The following is a 22376-nucleotide window of genomic DNA, read 5'->3' on the forward strand; positions in this document are numbered from 1 at the left end:
ATGCGCTCAAGTCGATGAGTGCGTCTTTTTGGCGAGCAACTGCTGCGCCTGCTCGACCCAGCGTTCGCGCTGGATGCGGTCCTTGAAGGCAAGACGCGAGGAGAATTCCTTGATCTGATCCTCGCTCCATGAGGCGATCTGCGCGTAGGTGTAAATGCCGAATTCGTGGAGACGCTCCTCAAGCACCTGGGCGATGCCCTTCAGCGCGGTGAGATCGTCGATCTTCTCCGGCTTGGTTTTGTATATGAGACCGAGACGTGGATCGAGCACGGGCTGGGCAACCGCAGGCACGGCAGTCACGGGCAGTTCGGCGGTCATCGTGGGAATGGTGTCGGCTGGCACGAGGCCCGTTGAAGCCGCGTCGCTCTTTTCATCCCCCTCCTTCTTTTCAGGCGGCGGAGCGGCAACGATGGCGGCGAGAGGCGATGAATGGCGCGCAGGGGCGGGTGGTGGCGGCGGCTCAGTGGCTGGCGGCAGTGGAATGCTCGTGGTGATGGGCTTGGCCGCGGCAGCAGGAGCGACGGGCGCCTCCGGCTTGGCCGGAGGAACGGCGGCCTCGGTCACCACGACTTTCGGGGTGATCGTGTTGATCCGCGGCGGTTGTGGCAGCCGGCTTTTTGTTGCAGCACGCCTGGCCTCCGTTGTGTCCACCGCAGGTGATTCAGAAATGGTGGCTGCAGGCGCGTCCGGCTTGGCGGGTGCCTCTTTCGGAGGCATGTGGATGGTTTCGGTGGCCATGGCGATCGCCTGGCCGGATTTGACGGACTGGTCCCCGATTTTGCGCTTCAACTGGGCGATTTCATCCTTCATGGCGTCCGCTTCCCCCCGCAATTCGCGAGTCTGGCGTTTGTAGCGTCCCCAGGTGGCGTAGCCGAAGAGCAGGCCGATGATGAAAAAAACAGCCCCCACCACGCCGACAAAGGCCCCGCTGTGCATGAGCATGTAAAACAGCGGCTCGGTGGAAAGGGACTCGAAATCGAATTTCATGAAGGGCTTTATTTGATGATGAGTTCGACGCTGCGCGGGCTGGCCGGTGCGGACGGCGAGCCGGGAGCGACAGGATCAAAGGCCACCGCGCTGATGTCCGCAGAAGGAACCCCCTGATCGACGAGAAAGGACATCACCGCTCCCGCCCTTGCCTTGGCGAGCTCTTTTTCGACGCCTTCCGGGCCCGCTGGGTCAGGATGCGCGCCGATGACGAGCCCGAGCGCCGGTCCGGCGGCGAGCAGGGCGGGAGCGAGCGTGGCGAGCTTCGTCTGCTCCTCCGGGAGGAGGCGTGCGGAACCCGTTTCGAAAACGACGGCTAAACTGCGTAGCATTTCGCGCAAGGAGGCGATTGTTTCGGGAGGCAGCTTCGACTGGATTTGATAGCCGGGGAAATGATACACCGAAGGCAGGAGCGTGAAGCTCGCGTCCACCTTCGACGCGCCGGTGACGGGGCGCAGCAGGCCAAGCCACTGGCTTTCCATCTGTCTTGTGGCGAGAGCCTCGAGGCGCGGGATGCCATCACTAAGGATGTCGAATGAGCGGGGAGGTGGCGCATTGAAAAAGCCGCGCACAAAGGCGGCGAGCAGCTCTTTTTTGGCAAATGAAGCGGGCAGCACATGCGCGCTGGCCTTCAGCGCCGAGGGATCGACGACACGCGCACCGGCGATCTCGGCGAGTGCCGCGACGAGTTCTTCCTTCAAGGTGGTGTCCGGCAACAGGCCGGAGAGCACGATGGCATCATCCTTGGCCCGGATGTGCAGCTCGGCGGGCACGCGGAGCATTTCCAGAACGGGTTTGAGCATGACGCTGCCCGCGGTGAGCGGCGGCTTGACTCCCTCCGGCCAGCGTACTTCGGCGGCGGTGCGAAGTTCGTCCATTTTCAGCGTGAGATCGGGCCGGAGTTCAGACAGCAGGCTCTGAATGTTCTCCGTCTCGTCTCCTGGAGGCAGCCAGCCGGAGACTTGGAGTGTGTTTCCCTTCAGTTGAGCCTTGAGGCTCGCAAGCACATGTATCCGGTCGGCTCCTGGCTGCAAACGCAGGGGAACAAGGCTGCGAATCGCCTCCAGTGCCTTTTGCCGCGACGCGGGATCTGGCGCCTCGCCCGTCACGGCGATGTCGAAAAAGCGCACATCCACGACCGGATTGCGCACGCCCGCTGCCTGCAGGCGCGACATGGCCTCCTGGGTGAGCACGGGAAGATTTTCCCTGCAGAAAAGCCATGCGTGCACCCCGGTGGCCAGCGGCAGCAGGATCAGCATGAAAAAGATGAGGCTGAGACGCATGGAAGAGCAGTGGAGCGGGCATTTGACACAGCGAGGTCGGAACCGATACTCGGCGTCCCTCCGGCGTCGGCGTACCGTTAAAAGTTTGCGGCCTGCGAGGCAAGAATTAACTGCTCACACTCCCAAATCACGCCCATGTCAGTCGTCATCGCCGGAACCGTCGCCCTCGACAATGTCAAAACCCCGCAGGATGCGCAGGAAAACCTGCTCGGCGGCTCCGCCAGCTACGCGGCGCTCGCCGCGAGCATCTTCTGCCAGCCCATCCACCTCGTCGGAGTCATCGGTCACGATTTCCCGAAGCAGCACCTCGACATGCTGGCCTCCCGCGGCATCACGCTGGATGGACTGGAACGTAGCGATGGCGAGTCCTTCACCTGGACCGGCGAATACCACGAGGACATGAACAACCGCACGACGCACAAGGTCGGCATCAACGTGCTCGAACAATGGCAGCCAAAGCTGCCCGCCGCCGCCAAAGAAGCGCGTGTCGCCGTCGCCGCGAACATGAGCCCGGACAACCAGATGCAGATGCTTGACCAGATTCAGGCCGACTTCGTCACCGCCGACACGATGGATCTCTGGATCAGCATCGCCAACGAACGCCTGCACGACGTGCTCAAGCGCATCGACCTGCTCGTCATCAACGACGGCGAGGCCAAGGAATTCGCCGGCACGACCAATCTCGTCGAAGCAGGCCGCCGCTTGCAGGCGAAGGGGCCGCGTTTCGTCATTGTGAAGCGTGGCGAGCATGGCAGCTTCCTGTTTGGCGAGAAGAAGGATGAGTTTTTCGCCTGCTCCGCGTATCCGCTGCACAGCGTCTTCGATCCCACAGGCGCGGGCGACAGCTTTCTCGGCGGCTTGTCCGGCTGGCTGGCCGCGAACGGCAAAACGAAGCCAACCTTCGAGGATTTGAAGACCGCCGTCGTCCACGGCAGCGTCACCGCCAGCTACACCTGCGAGGCTTTCAGCACGCATAAGCTGCAAACCGTGACGAAGGCGGACATCTCGGCACGCATCGCCGAACTGCGGGGCTTCACGAGCTTCGCGTGAGTTGAACCACCGAAAACTTCCATCACGCCATGTGGACCCCCATCAAAACCTTCACCGACATCAAGCTGGAGAAAACCAGCGACGGCATCGCCAAGATCACCATCAACCGGCCCAAGGTGCGCAACGCGTTCCGGCCGCTGACGGTGAAGGAGATGCTGGAGGCATTCGACATCGTGCATGAAGACCGTGATGTGGGCGTGATCATCCTCTGCGGCGAAGGTCCCCTGGCCTTCTGCTCTGGTGGCGACCAGAAGGTGCGAGGTGACGCCGGTTACATCGGTGACGATGGCGTGCCGCGTCTGAACATCCTGGACGTGCAACGGAAGATCCGCACCATTCCGAAGCCGGTGGTGGCCATGGTGGCCGGTTATGCCATCGGTGGAGGTCATGTGCTGCATGTCGTGTGTGATTTGACCATCGCGGCCGAAAACGCCCGTTTCGGCCAGACAGGGCCAAAAGTCGGAAGCTTCGACGGCGGTCTTGGCTCCAGCTACCTCGCCCGCATTGTCGGCCAGAAAAAGGCCCGCGAGATCTGGTACCTCTGCCGCCAGTATGACGCAAAACAGGCTTTGGACATGGGATTAGTGAACACCGTCGTCCCGCTGGAAAAACTGGAGGAGGAGACCCTGAGATGGTGCCGCGAGATGCTGCAGCACTCCCCGCTTGCCCTGCGCTGCCTCAAAGCCGCGCTCAACGCGGATTGCGACGGTCAAATGGGCCTGCTGGACCTGGCCGGCAACGCCACACTGCTCTATTATATGAGCGAGGAGGCGAAAGAGGGCAAAAACGCCTATGTCGAGAAGCGGAAGCCCGACTTCTCCAAGTTCCCAAGGGTGCCTTGAGGTGATGTTTGCGTCGTATGAGCCTTGAAAGTCAAGGACGCCTTTATGGTTGCCTCCGGCGGGGGAGTTTGTAGTATCGGCGCGTCAACTTTGACACACTCTCTCCCAAACATGGCCAAACGCACTACCTCCAAGCCGGTCTCTCCCGCCCCTGCGGCATCCTCCTGTGCCTACGATCTGAAGCAAATCCGCGAAATCGTGGGACTCATGGCCGAGAACGACCTGACCTATTTCCACAGCGAGCAGAAAGGCGCCAAGCTCGAACTCCGCCGCGGTTCTGATCTCAACACGATCAAGGATTTTATCAAAAACATGCCCATGGCCTCGGCTGCTCCTGTGGCTGTGGCGGCAGCCCCGACACCTGTTGCAGCAGCGGCGCCAAGCGTCGCCGCTCCGGCCCCCGCACCCGCAGCGAAAAGCGAGCCGGTCGGTCCCACGATCAATTCCCCCATGGTTGGCACCTTCTACCGTGCCGCCGCCCCCGGCGAGAAGCCCTTCGCCAACGTGGGTGATGTCGTCGATGAAAACAGCAACGTATGCATCATCGAGGCCATGAAGGTCATGAACGAGATCAAGGCCGAGACACGCGGAACCATCGCCCGCATCCTCGTGGAGGACGGCAAGCCCGTTCAATACGGACAGCCGTTGTTTGAGCTGAGAGCGTAAGCGCAGGGCAGAGAGCGTGGAGTCCATATTCCGCCCTTCGCTCTTCCTGCCGCCGAAACTTCCCGCACGTCTTAAACTCCTCCTCCCCACGTCCTTAGCCCTTCGTTCTAATGTTCAAGAAAGTCCTCATCGCCAATCGTGGTGAAATCGCCCTCCGCATCATCCGCGCCTGCAAGGAACTCGATGTCAAAACGGTCGCTGTTTATTCCGAAGCGGACGTCGATTCCATGCACGTCCACCTTGCCGACGAGGCCATCTGCATCGGACCCGGCCCAAGCACTGAAAGTTACCTGAAGATGAGCCGCATCATCTCCGCGGCCGAAATCGCGAATGTCGATGCGATCCATCCCGGCTACGGCTTCCTCTCCGAGAAGGAGGAGTTCGCCGAAGTTTGCGAGAAGTGCAAAATCAAGTTCATCGGCCCCAGCTCCAGGGTCATTTCCATGATGGGTGACAAAAACGTCGCCCGTGAAACCGCCAAAAAGTGCGGCGTGCCCATCACGCCCGGCTCCGATGGCATCATCCAAAACGAGGAAGAGGCCCTCGAATGGGCGCGCAGAATCGGCTACCCCGTCATGATCAAGGCAAGCGCCGGCGGCGGCGGCCGCGGCATGCGCCCTGTGCTCAACGAGGCCACGCTCATCTCCAGCTTCCAGGCGGCATCGTTGGAAGCCATGAAATGCTTCGGCGACGGCTCCATGTACATGGAAAAGCTGGTCGAAAAGCCCCACCATATCGAATTCCAGGTCGTCGCTGACTCTCACGGTAATGTCGTGCATCTCGGCGAGCGCGACTGCTCCATGCAGCGCCGCAACCAGAAGATCATCGAGGAGTGCCCATCGCCGAAGATGACCCCCGAGCTGCGCAAGCGCATGGGAGACGCCACGGTGAAAATCTGCAAGCAGATCGGCTACGAGAACTGCGGCACCATCGAGTACCTCGTTGATAACGAGGGCAAGAATTTCTACTTCATGGAGATGAACACCCGCATCCAGGTGGAGCATCCCATCACCGAGGAAGTCTATGGCTGCGACCTCATCAAGGAGCAGATCCGCATCGCCGCCGGCCTGCCGCTTTCCGAGCACGTCCTCAAGGCCAAGCCCCGCGGCCACTCCATCGAGTGCCGCATCAACGCCGAGGATCCCGCACGCAATTTCGCGCCCAGCCCCGGCAAGATCAACCTGTGGTACACCTCCGGCGGTCGCGGCGTGCGCGTGGACACACATGTCTATTCCGGCTACTCCGTGCCGCCATATTACGACTCGATGATCGCCAAGCTCATCGTGACCGGCGCAACGCGTGACATCGCCATCCGCCGCATGCGGCGTGCTCTGGGCGAGTTCACCGTGGAAGGCATCAAGACCAGCATCCCGCTGCAAAGCCAGATCCTGACCACCTCCGACTTCCAAAACGGCCAGTACGACATCACCTGGGTGGAGAACTTCCTCCGCGCCGAGGGGAAGAAGGCGTGAAGTGTGTCGAATAGTTGAGTCGTAATGAAATGCGGATGGTTGCCATCCGCATTTCTCCCTACCGGATCAACCCCCAGTTCCTCCCCAGCGGGAAGTAGCAGAACAAGGCCGGCCCGACGAGGTTTCTCTCCGGCACCACGCCCCATTTGCGGCTGTCGGAGCTGTTGTAGCTGTTGTCACCCAGAGCGAAATACTGGTCATCCCGCAATTGCACATGGTCGTAGCCGCCCCAGACGCGTGCGGCAGGCGCATAGCCGCGGTAGCCGTTTTTGGGCTCGGTTTCTGTGCCGGTCATGACGCGCTTGAAGCCGGGTTCCTCGGCCAGTTTGCCGTTGATCTTCAAAAGCGGTGATTCCACGGACAATTCATCTCCAGGAACCCCTGCGAGGCGCTTGATGTAATGCTGTGATCCCTGCTCCGCCGGAACGCCGATGGCGCTGATGTTTTTCGTGGTGAAAACGAACACCTCGCCGCGCACCGGGCTGCGGAAGTGGTAGGCAAACTTGTTCACCAGCACATGATCTCCCGTGTCGAGCGTGCCACGGGCAAGAAGCTGCCCTTTGGTGATGTAGATGCTGCCCGATCCGGAAATCCTCCGCTCCGCCTGCGCATCCGGCGTGATCTCGGCTCCGTCGGCGGACACAGGCACCTTCAAATACCCGGCCATGCCAAGATTGAATTCCGCATCCGTGGCGAGCTGTCGCATCGGCGACCAGATCCACTGCGTGTGACCGTCGGCATAGTGCAGGCGGCAATGGGTAAAAAAACCCATAAAACTGTGCTCGGTCAGCGCATCCGGCCACGGCTTGAGGTAGCCGGAGTGATTCGCCACCACGTTGAAGTAGCTTCGGCCAGCCACCCAGTCCTTCACCTGGGCGAAGACGTTCGGGGTCACGTCCTCCTTGGTATGATTGGCCACCAGGCCGTACAAAGTGGGCTGCATCGAGCCAGTGGGAATCTTGAACGGCTGGGCGATGTAACTGCGGATGCCAAGCGCGATAACGATAGCGACGAAAAACACCTCCACATTGTCAGCTATGTCCGAATGCTGCGTTCCAGGCAACGCTTTCTCGCAAACGGTATTGATCTCCGTGCTCAGCGCATCAATGCGGGCACGGTCACGCGAGCGCATCGCATCCTCGAGGCTGGATCGCAGCGTGCGGATCTCATCGAGCTTTGCCGCAGGAAGCACATCGCGCTTGTAATTGATGAAGCGCGTCACGCCCTTGTGCAGGAGCTTGGCATGCTTGAGGTAACGGGGCGTGAGGAAAAACATGAGGAACTTTGAAACGGTCAGTTGTTCTTCAAAACTTCAATGAAGGCTTCCTGCGGGATGTTCACTTTCCCGATGGCTTTCATTTTCTTCTTACCTTCCTTCTGCTTGTCGAGAAGCTTGCGTTTGCGGCTGATGTCACCGCCGTAGCACTTGGCGGTGACGTCTTTGCGCAGGGCGCTGATGCTTTCACGCGCGATGATCTTGCCACCGATGGCGGCCTGGATGGCGACGACGAAAAGCTGCTGCGGGATGACTTCCTTGAGCTTGCCGCAGAGCTGACGGCCGCGGGACTCGGCCTTCGAACGATGCACGATGCAGGAGAAGGCATCGACGGGGTCGCCGGCGATGAGGATGTCCATTTTGACAAGCTCGGCAGCCTGGTAGCCGGCGTGCTCGTAGTCCATGCTGCCATAGCCGCGGGTGATGGATTTGAGCTTGTCGTTGAAGTCCACGAGGATCTCATTCAGCGGCATCACGGTGTGCAGGAGCACGCGGCGGTCGTCGAGCGTCTCGGTGTTGTTCACTTGACCGCGCTTGTCCATGACGAGCTGCATCATGTCACCGATGTACTCGTTGGGGATCATGATGTTCACCTTGACCATCGGCTCGCGGATCTCGTCGATCTCCTGGGCGCTGGGGAGGAAGGTGGGATTATCCACCATCATCTCCTCGCCATTGGTTTTGCGGACCTCGTAAATGACCGACGGATACGTCGAGATGACGTCCATGTTGAACTCCCGGCGAAGGCGTTCCTGGACGATTTCCATGTGCAGGAGGCCGAGGAAGCCGCAGCGGAAGCCGAAGCCGAGGGCGGCGGAGCTTTCGCTCATGAAGGTAAAGGCGGCGTCGTTGATCTGGAGCTTGCCGACGGCGAGTTTGAGGGCCTCGAAGTCGTCCGTGCTGACCGGGTAGATGCCGCTGAAGACGAGCGGGTGGATTTCTTTAAAGCCAGGGAGCGGCTCGGGAGCGGGTTTGCGGGTCTCGGTGAGGGTGTCACCGATTTTCACGTCGGCGGTGGTCTTCACGTTGGCGATGAGGTAGCCCACGTCGCCAGCCTCGAGCTTTTCGCAGGTCGTCATCTTCGGGCGGAAGATGCCGACGTCCTTGATCTCGTAATCGAGACCGGTGGACATCATGCGGACTTTTTGTCCGCGAACAATCGTGCCGCTGACAACACGCACATAGCTGACGACGCCGCGATAGGCGTCGAAGACGGAATCGAAGACGGAGGCACGGAGGTAGCCATCACCGGGATCTTTTGGCGGCGGGATGTAGGCGACGATGGCCTCCAGAATGTCCTCAATGCCGATGCCCATCTTGGCGCTGGCGGGCACGGCCTCATCGGCGGGGAGCTGCAGGATGTCCTCGAGCTGGCGCTTGCACTTTTCGATGTCGGCGCTGGGGAGATCGACCTTGTTGATGACGGGGATGACGTGCAGGTTTTGCTGCATCGCGAGGTTCAAATTGGCCACCGTCTGGGCCTCGACGCCCTGGGAGGCATCGATCAGGAGCAGGGCCCCCTCACAAGCGGCCAGGGAGCGGCTGACCTCATAGCTGAAATCGACGTGGCCGGGGGTGTCGAGCAGGTTCAGCTTGTACATCTGGCCGTTGCGGGCCTTATAGTTCATGCACACCGGATGCGCCTTGATGGTGATGCCGCGTTCGCGTTCCAAATCCATCGCATCGAGGAGCTGGTCCTGCTGCTGCCGCACGGTGATGGTCTTCGTGAACTCGAGAAGGCGGTCGGAGAGAGTGGTCTTCCCGTGGTCGATGTGCGCGATGATGGAGAAGTTGCGGGTATTGGCGATGGACATTCGGGAGGGTCTGGCGGGAGGGCGGTGTACCTAGGCTAGAGCCGCTTGGAATGCAATGCAGGATACTTGCGCGAGAATGATTCCCCCTGATCCCCGAACCTACCACCAGCCACTCAAGGACTCACGGCAGCCGTGGTGCGATTGACCTTCTGACCGGAAGGATCGACCACATTCACAGTGACAAAGATGATGATATTCTTTGTATCGGTCTTTTTGACCTCACTGCGAAAAAGCCTTCCAACAAAAGGCAGGTTTCCGAGTATGGGAACCTGATCATTTACAAGAGTGTGCCGTTGCACCTTAGCTCCACCAAGCACCACAGTGGCTCCATCCCAAACCTTCACCCCTGTGGTGACCTTTTGTGATTTAAAAATCGGCTGGAGGATCTTGTTCGGGGTAAGAAGGCGCTCAGGAGAAAGGAACGGAATGATAGTCTGGCCGCCGGCCCCCAATGTGAGAATCTGAAAAGTCGAGCCAGCTGGGGAAAAAATGGGCGAGCCATAATTCACGAAACCCTCGAATTCCGTTAGCGAAGGCGTGACTGATAGCTCCACAGTGCCATCATCCGAAATCACAGGCTCGACTTCGATCTCCACACCTGTTTTGCGCATTTCAAAAGCTGTAGGGGTCGTCGGCGTGGCGATTAGCGCCGAGGTTCCGCCGCCACCAATCCCCCCCCCGCCCGCTTGAGGAAGCTGCGGCGGATCGAATTCGGTTGGATAGATGAGTTCCCGGGTGACTTCGACAGTCGCCTTGAGTCCGTTTTTGGTTGTGACACTTGGTGATGCATTGACATCTATGCCCTTCTTTTGAGCAAGTCCGCGTAGAACGGTCTGAAACTGCGGATCCGTGAACACACCAGCGACAGATAGAATGCCGGGGGCCACATCTTGCGAGGCGTTGGCTGATCCAGTCTGCAGAAGACTGTCCAATGAATTGAGACCTGTGGCAAAAGATCCCGACCTGATGCCGGATGTGACCGGACCACCACCTCCGCCGTTTAACGGCGCTATGCCAACGACATTTGGGCCACCAACTGCATTATTGATGTTTTGCGCAGGAAAAACTTGTTGGGCACCTGCGAAAACAGCAGGCACTGTGGCAAGACTGCCAAATGGATAATTGACGGCAGAAAATGGCGTGCCGCTGCCGGAGGTGCCACCGCCGGCAAACACATTGTTGCCATTCATCCCAGCCCCACCTAGCAGCCAGTCAAAGCCAAGCTCGTCCAGGTTCTCCTGATTCACCTCGATCATCCTCACCTGGATTACCGCCAACTTGGGTGCCGATTTGGTCGCCTGCTCGACGAGCAACTCCACCAGGTCCATGTTCTGCACCGTGTTGCGCACGGTCAGCATGCTGGTGGCCGCGTTGAAACTTGCGCTGGTTCCTTCCGGGAAAGCCACACCACGTGCCTCCAGGAATTCTTTAGCGCCCATGCGACGCGCTGTCATCCCGCCTGCGGCGGGCGCTTGGTTGTTGGCAAAAGGGTCCGCGGGAGCAGCCCCGGGATCGGCCGCAGGAGCGTTCTGAATAAAGTCCGGCGGCACGCGGAAAGCACGTGTGATGATGGCGTTATTGCGGTCGCTGAGGGAAACAAACGTCACGGCATGCTCATCCACCTTGTAGGTCACACCGCACATCTCGCTCACATAGCGCAGCAACTCCTCCATCGGCACGTTTTGCAACGTAAGGCTGATCGGCTTGCCCCTGGCCTCAGGCGGCAGATTCAGGATGAAATTGACCCCCTTGCCCTGCGGGTCGAGGTCACGACTGCGAACTCGCAGCAGTTCCGCCACCTCCTCCAGGGTGGCTCCTGCGAATTCCACCGTGGGAAATACTAGGCTGCGCAGTTTCTGGGTGATCGTCTCCCTGCCGGACTGCGTGCTGCCGCGCAATTCGGGAGCAATACCAAACATGCCACTGACATCCTGGCCAGCCAGCGGCACCGGGTCTTCCCAGGTTTTGTCCACGGCGCTCAGCATCTTCGAGCGCTGCTGGTCGTAGGCTGCCTTGTAATACCGCTGTTTTTCCTGCTCGGCGCGCTCCATGCCACGACGCGCTGTCGAGTTGGCTTGGTCAATGCGCAGCACGTCCTGATAAGTGGAAATCGCCTTGTCGAGGTCGCCGAGTTCGAGAAATGAGTTCGCCTTGAGCAACAAGGCCTGCACAGCCTGCACATTTGCTACATGTTTTTCGGTCAATGCGGGAGGAAAACGATCCGGGTCGGCCAGACGCTTCTTCAGCGCCAGCACCCTGGCGTCATTCGGCGCCACATCTGCGGCCAGCAGTTGCTCGATCAGTTTGTTTGCCTCCTCCAAATTCCCCTTGGCAGCGAGTTCCTGGGCATGCAGGCAGCCTGCCACCACATAGCCGTTCCTGGCAGCCAGGCGATGCTCCTGGGCCAACGGGATGTTCGGCAGCGACTGGTAAGTCGCCGTGAAGACAGCCAAAGCCTCCTCCACCTTGCGTTCCTCGATCAACTGATAACCCCGGCCGATCTCATCAGCCGCCTTGTTCACCTGGATGGCCCGGCGACGTGCCTCTGCCTGGGCAAGAGAGGCTACCGAAGAGGGCTGCGCCTGCACAAAAGACATGAAACCGGATAACACACAGACAGCCATCCCGCAGCTCTTCATAGCAGGCAGGAATCCAGAAGGGGGGCGTTTTAGGATGGGCTTTGGGAGCATCAAAATTTTGGAAAACCAATTTTATAACAGGACTCCGCCCGACGCCCAAGCATTTTCTGCCACGAATCACACCCCGCAGTTGCCCTGAAGCCTCATCTTGCTCTGATGACTGTTCTTCCTCTCCAAACCATGTCGAAAGCCCCTATCAAAGTCGCAGTCACCGGCGCCGCCGGTCAAATTGGTTACGCCCTCCTTTTCCGCATCGCTTCTGGCGCCATGTTCGGTCCCGACCAGCCGGTCATCCTTCAGCTCATCGAGGCTCCGTTTGAAAAGCCAATGGCCGCCCTCGCCGGTGTCGCGATGGAGCTCGACGACTGCGCCTTCCCGCTGCTCAAAGGTATCGTGCAGACCAGTGACCCTGCTGTCGGCTTCAAGGATGCCAACTGGTGCCTCCTCGTCGGCGCCAAGCCCCGCGGCCCAGGCATGGAGCGCGCCGATCTGCTCAAGGACAACGGCAAGATCTTCATCGGCCAAGGTCAGATCATCGACGCGGTCGCCGCAGATGACGCCCGCGTCGCCGTCGTCGGCAATCCGGCGAACACGAACTGCATGATCGCCGCCTCCCAGGCCAAGCGCCTCACGCCGGATCGTTTCACCGCCATGGTGCGCCTCGATCAAAACCGCGCTCAGACCCAGCTTGCGCAAAAAGCAGGAGTCGATCTCACCGAGGTAAAAGACATCTTCATCTACGGCAACCACAGCCCCACGATGTTCCCCGCCTTCGCCCACGCCACCATCGGCGGCAAGTCGGCAGCTTCCGTCATCAACGATAAGGCTTGGCTGGAAGGTCCCTTCTGCGAAACCGTCGGCAAGCGTGGCGCGGCCATCATCGCCGCTCGTGGCGCTTCCTCCGCCGCCTCCGCCGCGAACGCCCTCGTCGATCACGTCCGCTCGCTCGTCACTCCGGGCGCAATTCATTCTGTCGCGGTGAAGAGCAACGGCCTCTACGGCTTCGACCCCGAAGTCTGGGCTGGCATGCCCGTGCGCACCACCACTCCGGGCAGCTACGAAGTCATCACCGGCTACGAGATGGACGACTTCGCCAAGTCGAAGATCGCCGCCACGAACAAGGAGCTCGTTGATGAGCGTTCCTTTGTGGCTGACATGATCAAGTAAGTCACCTGGATTGAAACTTCGCCCCATGTGCCCTCGTGGCTCATGGGGCTTTTTTCTGGCGAAATCCCCCTCCCTCACCACGTTTAGGCCACATGTTTTCCACCCGACGCGACTTCCTGCAAACCACCGGCTGTGGTTTCGGCTATCTGGCCTGGCAGGCCATGGCACAAAGTCAGGCCGCGCTGGCGAACCCGCTCGCCATCAAACGCGCCCATCATCAGCCGAAGGCCAAGCGCGTCATTTTCCTCTTCATGCAGGGCGGCGTCAGCCATGTGGACTCGTATGACTACAAGCCGCGCCTTTTGAAAGACGACGGCAAGATCATCGAAGTCGCCGATTCACGTGCTGTGGCCAAGACAGGCAAAGGCGCTCTCCAGCGCGTGATGAAGCCGCTCTGGGACTTCAAACAGCACGGCGAAACCGGCCACTGGGCCTCGAATCTCTTCCCGAACATCAATCAGCACATCGACGACCTGTGCTTCTTTCACGGCATGCACACCGAAGGCGTCGCTCATGGCCCCGCCACGCTGTTCCTGCACACAGGCACCACGAGTTTCATCCGTCCCAGCATGGGTGCCTGGGTCATGTATGGCCTGGGCGCGGAAAATGAGAACCTGCCCGGCTTCGTCACCATCAGCCCGTCGCTCGGCAATGGTGGTCCGCGCAACTACGGCAACGCCTTCCTGCCCGCCATCTTCCAAGGCACACCCGTGGGCCGTAGCGGCCTTCCGGCGAAGGAATCCACCATCAAAAACATCACGAACACGATCTGGACGCCCGAGCAGCAGCGCAAGCAGTTCAGCCTCCTCAGCTCCCTCAATGCCGAGCAGGCCGCCAGAGCGATGCCCGGCGACACTGAGATCGACGCCGTCATCCGCAGCTACGAACTCGCCGCCCGCATGCAGACCAATGCCCCCGGCGTCATGGACCTCAGCGGCGAATCCGAGGCCACGCTGAAGCTCTACGGCATCAACGAAAAGCCCACCGACAACTACGGCCGCCAGTGCCTCATGGCCCGCCGCCTTGCCGAGCAAGGTGTGCGCTACATTCAAGTCAATTACGGCGACAATTCCAACAACCCCGCCTGGGATCAGCACTCCAATCTGCCCAAGCACGGCGACCACGCCGCTGCGGTCGATAAACCCATTGCCGGCCTGCTCTACGATCTCAAACAACGCGGCCTGCTCGAAGACACCATCGTCTGGTGGGGCGGCGAATTCGGCCGCACGCCCTACGCCGAGAAAAACGGCACCGGTCGCGATCACAATCCACTCGGCTTCACCGTCTGGGTCGCCGGTGGTGGCTTCAAATCCGGTTTCTCGCACGGCATCACCGACGACATCGGCCACATGGCCGTCGAGGACAAAGTCCACATGCACGACCTGCATGCCACAATACTCCACCAACTTGGTCTCGATCACGAAAAACTCACCTTCCGCCACGCTGGTCGCGATTTCCGCCTCACCGACGTGCATGGCCATGTGGTCAAAGAAGTGATCGCCTGATCCACGTGGCAGATTTTTACAGGAGAAAACAAAGAAAACAGAGATCAGAAACTCTCCGTTGCCTCTGTTAGCTCCTGTTCAATCAGGGCTACTTCTTCGCCAGCGCTTCAAGGTAATCGAGCAGCGACGCAAACTCTCGCAGCGTGAGGTTGTTCGCCAATCCGGGCGGCATGATCGAGATCGGCAGCTTCTGGCGGCTTTTGATGTCCTTCACGGCGAAGGTAAACTCCTGCGCGGCCACATTGCGCAGCTTCACGTTGTCAGCGGACTCCAGCGTGATGAAGCCCATCTGCTGCGTGCCGTCCTTCAGCGTGATCACCTCACTGGCGAAGCCCTGGGCGATCGTTTTGTTCGGATCGAGGATGTTTTGGGCCAGATCGGGACGCTTGTAGGTCTGCGCGATGTTGCCGAGATACGGCCCCTTCTGCGGCTCAGATTCCTTCGTCGTGTGGCAGGCCATACAGGTGGCCTTCGTGAACACCATCTCGCCCGTCGTGACATCGCCTTTCATCGCGACGACTTTGGCGAGCACTTCCTCGGGCTTCAGCGAGCTGACCAGCGGTGTCGTGTCTTTCTCCAGGTTCAGGCGCATCGTCTTCGCAGCGTTCTCCGCCGCTTTCTTCACTGCCACATCCGAGTCATTCAGCGCGGCAAGCACCTTGGCTGCCGAAGGCGTGTGTTTGATCAGGCCAATCGCTTCCACGATCTGCTTCCGGCGCTTCGCATCCGCCCAGCCGACGTCCAGTGCTTTCTGCGAGAGTTGCATCGACTCAGGACTGCCCGTTTTGCGGTTGGCGAGGTTCAGCAGAGCTGCATCGGCATAAAGCGACGCCGTGCCGTCCATCTTCTCCGCCGTTTGCTCGACGAGTTGATGATGATTTTCGAGCTTCGGCGCATTGAAGAACGCGTTGGTGGCCGCATCGTAATCCTTGCCGGAATCCGGGAGCTTCTTCAGTGTTCCCAAGGCTACAAGAGTGGCGGAGACGCCTTCGGCGCTGTCGGTCTTTGAAAGGGCGATGATGGCTTGCGAGAGCGCCGTCGCTCCGACGGGTCCGACCTGTCGGACGAGTCCGACGAGCAGCGGCACGGCTTCCGCTGGAATCTCCTCCGCGCCGGCCATCTGCGCGGCCAGCTCCGGCAGCACCTTCGGGTCCTGCTTCGCCAGAGCGAGGATGCGCTGCTGCGCTTCGTTGAACTGGATGCGGTTGCGGTTCAGTTCCTTCACCAAGAAGGCAGCTTCCTCCGGCGAGGACTTCGCCAGCGCGTCCTTTAGCGCCAAGGCGATTTTCGGCGTCTCGTTCCAGGCCTCCGGCTGGTAATACGGCCCGCGCGTGTCCGGCCGCGTGCCCCACGAATCGCCCTTCCACTCGCCTTCCTTGAAATGGAGGCGGCTGAGCGCTCCGAGGATGCCTTGGCGCAACGCAGGATCGGTGGCTTTGCTGAAACGCTCAATCAGACCGGAGACGACGTCAGTCTCGTGCATCATCGCGAGTGAACGCAGGATGCCTGCGCGATCACTGCTGGAGCCATCGAGAGCGGCAAAGGCTTGCTTGAAGAGCTGACGAGAAGCGGCAGCGCGAATCGCTGTGTGCGAGATGACCGGATCGGCATGGGCAATGGCCGCGATGACTTCATCATCCGAGGCTTTCTCTTTGAGAGAAGCCACCTGATTACGATCCGCTTTGCGCAGCGAGGCATACTGAGCCTGATAGCCGTCCGCCTGCTTGTTGCCTCGACGCTGCAACTCACGCTGCGCTTCGATGCGGCGGCGATAGCTCTGCGGCTGGGTGAGATCCAGCACCTTCACCAGGTCCTCATCCTTCGCCTTCGCGAACTCCGGCAGCGGCTCGGCTTTGAAGCCCTTCGGCCTCACCTGCACGATGTAACCGACATCCGGTCCGGCCCAATCAAACGTCGCGCCTTTCCAGCTGGCGCAATAGACGCGGCTCATGCCATCGACATCGGCGTCGGTGGGGCGGGTCATTTTGATGAAGGGCTCGGGCTTGCGGGTTTCTTCGAAGGTTGCGCCTTTGGGCTTCACCTGATGATGCCAGAGAGCACCGCTGCCCCAGTCGCAGGTGAAGGGGGCATTGTTCCAAGCGCCGAAGCCGGGTTCGTCGATGTAAACCGCGCCGCAACCGCTGCCGCCGCCGTAGTCGGCGAGGGGCTGGATGCACTCGTCGTTGAAGTTTTTGTAGAGGCGCGGGTAGCCGTGGTCATCGAGGCCGGTGAAGTGGTGGAAGCGCACGTTCCAGCCACCGCCGTCGTTCGTGTTGTCGCGGGCGAAGATGTCCATCAGCGGACTGATAGCGACTTCGAGGATGTTGCGCGTGCCGGTGGAGTAGATTTCGAGGCCGGTGCCATCCGGACGCACGCGGATGACGCCTCCACCGCGATGCTGGAGCGTCTTGCCATCGGTGCCGGTGGCTTTCATGAAGCCGAAGTCACCACCCGCGATGTAAAGCCAGCCGTCGATGCCGAGGCTGAGGCCATTCGTGGTGTGATCGGCGGGGCGGTCTTTGTAACCAAACGCGATGTCCTTCACGAGGATGTTCTGCTTCTCCGCGATGCCGTCGTGATCGGCATCGATGAACTCGCTGAGGTGCGGCGGATGCACGAGGTAGAGCCGGTCGTGATCCCACACGAGCCCACGCGGCGCATCGACCTCGCAAAAGACCTTCGTCTCATCCGCGCGGCCATCGCCATCGAGATCGCGCAGGCGGATGACGCGTCCGCGCTTCGGATTGCGGCCCAGCGAGCCATTACCGTCCGAGGAAACGTAAAGCGTGCCATCCGGCTCCGCGGAGACGAAGACGGGGTAGTTCGCCGCGGCGCTGTTCGCGAAAAGCGTGACCTCAAAGCCCTCGGCGACCTTCACGTCCTTCAAAATGGCCGCTTCCTCCTCCGGCGTGAGTTTCACGATCTTCGGCGTGACATTGCCGCTGTCTTTGTGGGGATCGGTGGCCTTGATGTAGGCCTTCTTTTGCTCGTCGTTGAGCTTCGGCGCGATGGCCTTGATGCCTTCGCCCGTGAGCTGCACTTCGCGGATGCTGACCCAGCCACCTTGGCTGGTGCCGGTGCAGGTGATTTTGACGAAGCGGGTGTCGATGGGCTTGGAGAAGCTGTGCTGGCTGACACCAGGGGATGGCTTGGGTGCATCGACAGCGCGGGTCCAGTTTTTGCCATCGGTGGAGGTTTCGATGAAGTGCGCGTAGGCGTTGTTGGTGCTCTCCCAGTCGATGCGGATGGCGCTGAGCTTGGCTGACTTTTCGAGCTCCAATTGCAGCCACTGCGGCCTGCTCCCACCGGATGCGCACCAGCGGGTGCTCAGGTCGCCATCGACGGCTCGCCAGTCGTAGTTCTCCTTGCCTGATTCTTCGCTGCTGGCGCTGGCTTTGACATTGGTCGCCCCGGGCGGCGGAGCTTTGGGTTTCGGGGCCTCGACGGGCTTCGCGGGCACAAAGGTGACTTTGTTTTGCCCCTTGAACGGCGTCAGAAACTCCGGCGTGAGCTTGTCACAGGCCCAAAGCAGGCCCCGCGTGATCAAATCAAGGTAGCGAGCATCGGCGACGGTCTCGGTGTTGTGCCCGATGGTCGTGCTGAAGCTGCGGGCACCGGACTTTTCGTTCGTCCATGCCACAACGGCGTCCACGGCCTTGCCTTTGACCATCTGGCGGCCCATCGCGAGCGGATGGGCGTCGAAGAGGTTCGCGTTGTTATACAGCTCCTCTTTGATCGTGGTCCAGTCGGCGAGCGTCTTCGTGATCGGGTGCTCTTTATCGACAAACGTGATCGCGATGGGCTCCTGCGGGCCGTGGGAGTTCGATTGCAGGCCGAGGCGCTTGAACCAGCGATCTTCGCCCGTGCGGAAGCTGTGCATGGCGCAGTGAAGCTGGATGCTGGGGATGGTTTTATGAGCGTCGAGGATGCGGGTGAGCGTCTCCTTGTTGTTCATGCTCGCCGCGCACTCGTCGTGGATGATGATGTCGTAGCCCTTCGCCCAATCCACCTTGTCGTAGATCGGCAGCGGCGGGTTCGTGGACTTGTCATCGGTCCAAATCACATCCACCTGCACATTCGCGCGACTTTGGATGCCCTTGGCGATGATCTCATGCTGCTTCGCGTAGTCATGGCAGCAGCCACCGGTGATCAGGAGAGCTTTGAGAGGCTCGGCGGCGTGAGAGGCTGAAACGAGGAGCAGGGAGAGAATAAGGCTGCGCATGGAAAAAAACGGGGGCGCAGAAGCCGCACAAACGGCAGCTTTTCTATCAGAAAAGTATAGGTCGAGGCGAAAACCAGCCAGGAGAGCGGACCTCCGGGCTCCTCAGCGTCCAAACCGCGCCTTGACCAGGTGGCTGCCGAGAATCCACACCTTGTGCAGCTTGCTGAGGCGGCAGCGCTTGGTGAATACAGGAAACTTCTGACGCTTGAGCTTCTCCAGGATGCGCGAGTAGATGGCGGCCATGATCTCGGAGGCGACCATTTTTTTGCGATCCTCGGGTGGCAGCGCCTTCTGCGCGGCGTCGTAATAGTCACGAGCGCGTCGATACTGGAAGTCCATCATCTTGAAGAAGCGCTCGCTCGGCCGCGCGTCGAGAATCTCGCTCTCCAGCACTCCAAATTGGCGCAGCTCGCTCTGCGGCAGATAAATTCGGCCCGTCTCGCGGGCGTCCTGGCCCACATCGCGGATGATGTTCGTGAATTGCAACGCGTAGCCGAGGTTGATGGCATAATCCCGTGTGGCGGGGTTGGTGTGACCAAAAATCTCGATGCTTACGAGACCGACGACGCTCGCGACCTTGTAACAATAGCCAAGCAGTTCCTCTAGCGTGGCGTAGCGGGTCTTTGAGATGTCGCTTGCGACACCGTCAATGATCTCGCCAAGCCACGCACGCGGGAAGCCGTACTTCTGAGGCAGCACGAGCACCTCATCGAGCACGGGATGCCCCGGCGGCCTGCCTTCCTCGACACATTGCTTCCAGAAGTTGAGTTCCCGTTCTTTTTCTTCCGCTCCCGCCGCCGTGGAGTCAGCGATGTCATCGACAACGCGGCAGAAGGCGTAGAACGAGATCATGTCGCGCCGCCGCTCCTTCGGCAGGCAGGCGAGCGCGAAGGCCAAGTTCGACTTCGCCCGCCGCGTGATCTGTTCAGAGGAAAGTGTGCCGCTGGTCATGCGGTGGGAGAACGTGGGAAACCGAGGCGCAACATCAGGAGAAGAGCGCTCAGCAATAGCCAGCAATCCAGCATCGCAAGCACCAATGCGTCCAGCGGCAGCATGATCGCACGCAATGGCGCGGAATCCGCCACGAGCGCGCGCCCCAGAGCGGACGCATACAAGGAGAGAATCAAAACCGACATCGCGGTGATGCCAAAGAGCAGCAGAGGCAGGGCCGCCCGCAGCAAAATGCGCAGCGCAACGGCACCTTGATGCCCGAAATGGCCGGGCACCGCCGCCACAGCAACGGGCAATGCCGCGAAAACCAGCAGCAACTCGATCCACAGCCACAAGCCGAGGCCCTGAGGCATGTTCAACTGCCACTGGCGCCAGAGGAGCCACAGCAAATCGAAGGCCGCCAGAAACGCCACGCTCTGCCAACGTGCAAACGTGCTCTCCAATGCCGCGACAGCATCCTTTTCAGAGTCTGTATCCCGAGGTTTTTCCCACGCGATGACAAAACGCGCCAGCCACACCTGCATGCCGGCACAGGCCAGCGCGGTGAATACATAGCGCAAGCCCAGTTTCACCGACTCCGCCCCCTCCGGCAGCATGCGTGGCAAGGTGGCCGCTTCGAGCGCCAGCCAGGCGAAACCGATGAGCGTGAACGCCAGCAGCGTGATCTTCTGCTCCGGGCCGGGACGGCGTTCTCCGTAGCGGTAGGGCCAGCGCCAGATGCGAACCGTGAGAATGGCGAGCACAAAGGGAATGACGCATGCCAAAGGCCACGGCTGGACCAGCGCGTGCGGCAGCAGCGCGAGGTGGGCCAGCGCGTCGCGGGCCAGCGGCACCACCAACTCGCTCCAATCCATGATTTGCAGCAGCGGATACGAGGTGGACCGACTGTCGCCGAAAAGCGAGGCGAGCAGCGATGCTCCCGCCACCCAAAGCACCAAAGCCGGCCGCAGACGCAGCAGATCCCACGCGTCCGATAAATACTGCCGCAAAGGATGCCAGCGCAGATGCAGCGCCAGCCCGACGATGAAGCCGAGGAGCGCGAGCGCTGTTGCCTGCCAGTGGGAGAGATTCAAAACGTGGCGATCAATTCGCGAAAACATCTCGACATGCCAGCGCGTATTCGCTTCTCTCATTCCGCCATGAAAATCATCTCCGCGCTCCTGCTTGCCTCGCTTTCGATTCAATCTGTCGTTCTCGCTGAAAACTGGCCGAACTGGCGCGGCCCGAGCCAGGATGGCTCCAGCGGCGAAACAGGCCTGCTGGCGAAATTCAGCACGTCTGAAGGCGTGAAGTGGGCGGCCGATCTTCCCGGCATCGCCGCTTCAGTCCCGGTGATCTGGGGTGACAATATCTTCATCACCGCGCCCATCGCCGCCGAAAAGAAGCTCGTCGGCCTGTGCTACGATAAAAAGACCGGCGCCGAAAAATGGCGTGTCACCATCTCCGAGGGCGCCGAGGTGCAGTGGGATGACAAGAGCAACCTCGCCAGCCCCTCGGCCGCAACGGATGGAGACCGTGTGTATTTCCTCTTTGCCAACGCCGTCGCCGCAGCCTGCGATTTCAGCGGCAAGATCGTTTGGAAGCGCGACTTCAAGGAAACGCACGGTGCTTTCGCCACGCAGTGGACCTACGGCAGCAGCCCGACCATCGACAGTGGCAAGCTCTACATCCAGGTGCTCCAGCGCAACGAGGCTTTCACCTTCCAGGGCAAGTTTGAGAAGGGCACCCCGGGCAAGGACCTGAGCAGCTACATCCTCGCCATCGATCCGGCCACCGGCAAAGACCTGTGGAAGCACATCCGCCCCACCCTGGCCAATACGGAGTCATTGGAAGCCTTCAGCAGCCCGGTTTTCACGACCTACAAAGGCCAGCGCCTCATGCTGATCTCCGGCGGTGACACGCTCACCATCCACGATGCGGTCACGGGTAAAGAATTCTCCCGCGTCGCAACCTGGAACCCGCCAGGAGACGGCTACAACAAGTTCTTCCGCCTCGTGCCCTCACCGGTGGCCGGTGACGGCATCGCCATCGTCTGCGCGCCGAAGAACTCGCCGGTTTTCGCCATACCACTCGATGCGAAAGGTGAAACGCAACCTCTGTGGCAGACCGAGCCCAAAGGCGTGACAAGCGACGTGCCCACCCCCGCCTTCTACAAAGGAAAATTCTACGTCCTCGATGGCGGCAAGAAAGCCCTGCATTGCGTGGAGCCAAAGACCGGCAAGGTCGTGTGGTCTGGCGAACTCGGTGGCAAAACGAAATTCGAAAGCAGCCCGACCGTGGCCGACGACAAGGTGTATTGCATCAACTTCTGGGGCGAGGTTTACGTCGCCAAAGCGAACACCGACAAGTTCGAGCTTTTGTCCGTCAACGAAATGGGCAATGGCTCCAAGCCGAACGGCAACGCCGATAGCGTACGCGCCAGCATTTCCGTCAGCGACAGCAGCCTCTTCATCCGCACTCAGGACAAGCTGTATCGCGTCGGTAAGTAAATCAGTGCGTCGG

General features: G+C 60.4%; 15 protein-coding genes. 7 read left to right on the forward strand and 8 right to left on the reverse strand.

From position 1 onward, the window contains the following. Positions 1 to 6: 6 nt before the first annotated feature. Together ACILSE_RS14075 and ACILSE_RS14080 are read right to left on the reverse strand one after the other, a co-directional pair. A complete protein-coding gene (locus ACILSE_RS14075) occupies positions 7 to 987 on the reverse strand; it encodes a hypothetical protein (RefSeq protein WP_395718041.1) in 981 nt (326 codons plus the stop codon). Positions 988 to 995: 8 nt separating this feature from the next. Beyond that, the gene (locus ACILSE_RS14080) at positions 996 to 2270 is read right to left on the reverse strand and encodes an OmpA family protein (RefSeq protein ID WP_395718042.1); all 1275 of its coding nucleotides are present in this window, start codon (positions 2268 to 2270) and stop codon (positions 996 to 998) included. A gap of 135 nt (positions 2271 to 2405) precedes the next feature. Here ACILSE_RS14080 and ACILSE_RS14085 point away from each other — a divergent pair, with 135 nt between their 5' ends. From ACILSE_RS14085 to accC, 4 genes are all read left to right on the forward strand, one after another. Then, positions 2406 to 3320 carry a PfkB family carbohydrate kinase gene (locus ACILSE_RS14085; RefSeq protein ID WP_395718043.1) on the forward strand — a complete coding sequence of 305 codons (915 nt, stop codon included), beginning with the start codon at positions 2406 to 2408 and terminating at the stop codon, positions 3318 to 3320. Between the two features lie 29 nt (positions 3321 to 3349). Beyond that, positions 3350 to 4162 carry a 1,4-dihydroxy-2-naphthoyl-CoA synthase gene (gene menB, locus ACILSE_RS14090; RefSeq protein WP_395718044.1) on the forward strand — a complete coding sequence of 271 codons (813 nt, stop codon included), beginning with the start codon at positions 3350 to 3352 and terminating at the stop codon, positions 4160 to 4162. Between the two features lie 111 nt (positions 4163 to 4273). Further along, a complete protein-coding gene (gene accB, locus ACILSE_RS14095) occupies positions 4274 to 4828 on the forward strand; it encodes an acetyl-CoA carboxylase biotin carboxyl carrier protein (protein WP_395718045.1) in 555 nt (184 codons plus the stop codon). A gap of 110 nt (positions 4829 to 4938) precedes the next feature. Continuing rightward, on the forward strand, positions 4939 to 6300 hold the full coding sequence (accC, locus tag ACILSE_RS14100; RefSeq protein ID WP_395718046.1) for an acetyl-CoA carboxylase biotin carboxylase subunit: 1362 nt from the start codon (positions 4939 to 4941) through the stop codon (positions 6298 to 6300). Positions 6301 to 6358: 58 nt separating this feature from the next. On the opposite strand, the gene lepB is transcribed toward accC, so the two are convergent. The 3 genes from lepB to ACILSE_RS14115 all read right to left on the reverse strand — a co-directional run bounded on the left by lepB (position 6359) and on the right by ACILSE_RS14115 (position 12080). After that, entirely contained in the window at positions 6359 to 7576 is a 1218-nt protein-coding gene (gene lepB, locus ACILSE_RS14105; RefSeq protein ID WP_395718047.1) for a signal peptidase I, read from the reverse strand. Between the two features lie 17 nt (positions 7577 to 7593). Further along, the gene (lepA, locus tag ACILSE_RS14110; RefSeq protein WP_395718048.1) at positions 7594 to 9390 is read right to left on the reverse strand and encodes a translation elongation factor 4; all 1797 of its coding nucleotides are present in this window, start codon (positions 9388 to 9390) and stop codon (positions 7594 to 7596) included. 113 nt (positions 9391 to 9503) lie between these two features. Next, positions 9504 to 12080 carry an Amuc_1098 family type IV pilus outer membrane protein gene (locus ACILSE_RS14115; RefSeq protein ID WP_395718049.1) on the reverse strand — a complete coding sequence of 859 codons (2577 nt, stop codon included), beginning with the start codon at positions 12078 to 12080 and terminating at the stop codon, positions 9504 to 9506. A gap of 129 nt (positions 12081 to 12209) precedes the next feature. Here ACILSE_RS14115 and ACILSE_RS14120 point away from each other — a divergent pair, with 129 nt between their 5' ends. Beyond that, entirely contained in the window at positions 12210 to 13196 is a 987-nt protein-coding gene (locus ACILSE_RS14120; protein WP_395718050.1) for a malate dehydrogenase, read from the forward strand. A 92-nt stretch (positions 13197 to 13288) separates the two neighbouring features. Then, positions 13289 to 14701, forward strand: coding sequence for a DUF1501 domain-containing protein (locus tag ACILSE_RS14125; RefSeq protein WP_395718051.1), 1413 nt, complete (start codon positions 13289 to 13291; stop codon positions 14699 to 14701). Between the two features lie 88 nt (positions 14702 to 14789). On the opposite strand, the gene ACILSE_RS14130 is transcribed toward ACILSE_RS14125, so the two are convergent. The 3 genes from ACILSE_RS14130 to ACILSE_RS14140 all read right to left on the reverse strand — a co-directional run bounded on the left by ACILSE_RS14130 (position 14790) and on the right by ACILSE_RS14140 (position 21007). Then, positions 14790 to 18923, reverse strand: a complete 4134-nt coding sequence (locus ACILSE_RS14130; RefSeq protein ID WP_395718052.1) for a discoidin domain-containing protein — start codon at positions 18921 to 18923, stop codon at positions 14790 to 14792. Between the two features lie 102 nt (positions 18924 to 19025). After that, a complete protein-coding gene (locus tag ACILSE_RS14135; protein ID WP_395718053.1) occupies positions 19026 to 19874 on the reverse strand; it encodes a phytoene/squalene synthase family protein in 849 nt (282 codons plus the stop codon). Beyond that, positions 19871 to 21007, reverse strand: a complete 1137-nt coding sequence (locus ACILSE_RS14140; RefSeq protein ID WP_395718054.1) for a hypothetical protein — start codon at positions 21005 to 21007, stop codon at positions 19871 to 19873. The genes ACILSE_RS14135 and ACILSE_RS14140 overlap by 4 nt, the downstream gene beginning before the upstream one ends. Before the next feature lie 6 nt (positions 21008 to 21013). Between ACILSE_RS14140 and ACILSE_RS14145 the strand changes: the two genes are divergently transcribed. Then, on the forward strand, positions 21014 to 22363 hold the full coding sequence (locus ACILSE_RS14145; protein ID WP_395718055.1) for a PQQ-binding-like beta-propeller repeat protein: 1350 nt from the start codon (positions 21014 to 21016) through the stop codon (positions 22361 to 22363). Positions 22364 to 22376 lie beyond the last annotated feature (13 nt).

It is taken from the genome of Prosthecobacter sp., from assembly GCF_044236155.1.
Lineage (GTDB): Bacteria > Verrucomicrobiota > Verrucomicrobiia > Verrucomicrobiales > Verrucomicrobiaceae > Prosthecobacter.

Excerpts from the sequence above, each read along its gene's own strand:
- ACILSE_RS14135 (WP_395718053.1), bottom strand. The coding sequence starts at position 19,874 with ATGACCAGCGGCACACTTTCCTCTGAACAGATCACGCGGCGGGCGAAG.
- menB (WP_395718044.1), top strand. The coding sequence starts at position 3,350 with ATGTGGACCCCCATCAAAACCTTCACCGACATCAAGCTGGAGAAAACC.
- accB (WP_395718045.1), top strand. The coding sequence starts at position 4,274 with ATGGCCAAACGCACTACCTCCAAGCCGGTCTCTCCCGCCCCTGCGGCA.
- ACILSE_RS14140 (WP_395718054.1), bottom strand. The coding sequence starts at position 21,007 with ATGAGAGAAGCGAATACGCGCTGGCATGTCGAGATGTTTTCGCGAATT.
- ACILSE_RS14075 (WP_395718041.1), bottom strand. The coding sequence starts at position 987 with ATGAAATTCGATTTCGAGTCCCTTTCCACCGAGCCGCTGTTTTACATG.
- lepA (WP_395718048.1), bottom strand. The coding sequence starts at position 9,390 with ATGTCCATCGCCAATACCCGCAACTTCTCCATCATCGCGCACATCGAC.
- ACILSE_RS14080 (WP_395718042.1), bottom strand. The coding sequence starts at position 2,270 with ATGCGTCTCAGCCTCATCTTTTTCATGCTGATCCTGCTGCCGCTGGCC.
- ACILSE_RS14115 (WP_395718049.1), bottom strand. The coding sequence starts at position 12,080 with ATGCTCCCAAAGCCCATCCTAAAACGCCCCCCTTCTGGATTCCTGCCT.
- accC (WP_395718046.1), top strand. The coding sequence starts at position 4,939 with ATGTTCAAGAAAGTCCTCATCGCCAATCGTGGTGAAATCGCCCTCCGC.
- ACILSE_RS14120 (WP_395718050.1), top strand. The coding sequence starts at position 12,210 with ATGTCGAAAGCCCCTATCAAAGTCGCAGTCACCGGCGCCGCCGGTCAA.
- ACILSE_RS14145 (WP_395718055.1), top strand. The coding sequence starts at position 21,014 with ATGAAAATCATCTCCGCGCTCCTGCTTGCCTCGCTTTCGATTCAATCT.
- lepB (WP_395718047.1), bottom strand. The coding sequence starts at position 7,576 with ATGTTTTTCCTCACGCCCCGTTACCTCAAGCATGCCAAGCTCCTGCAC.
- ACILSE_RS14125 (WP_395718051.1), top strand. The coding sequence starts at position 13,289 with ATGTTTTCCACCCGACGCGACTTCCTGCAAACCACCGGCTGTGGTTTC.
- ACILSE_RS14130 (WP_395718052.1), bottom strand. The coding sequence starts at position 18,923 with ATGCGCAGCCTTATTCTCTCCCTGCTCCTCGTTTCAGCCTCTCACGCC.
- ACILSE_RS14085 (WP_395718043.1), top strand. The coding sequence starts at position 2,406 with ATGTCAGTCGTCATCGCCGGAACCGTCGCCCTCGACAATGTCAAAACC.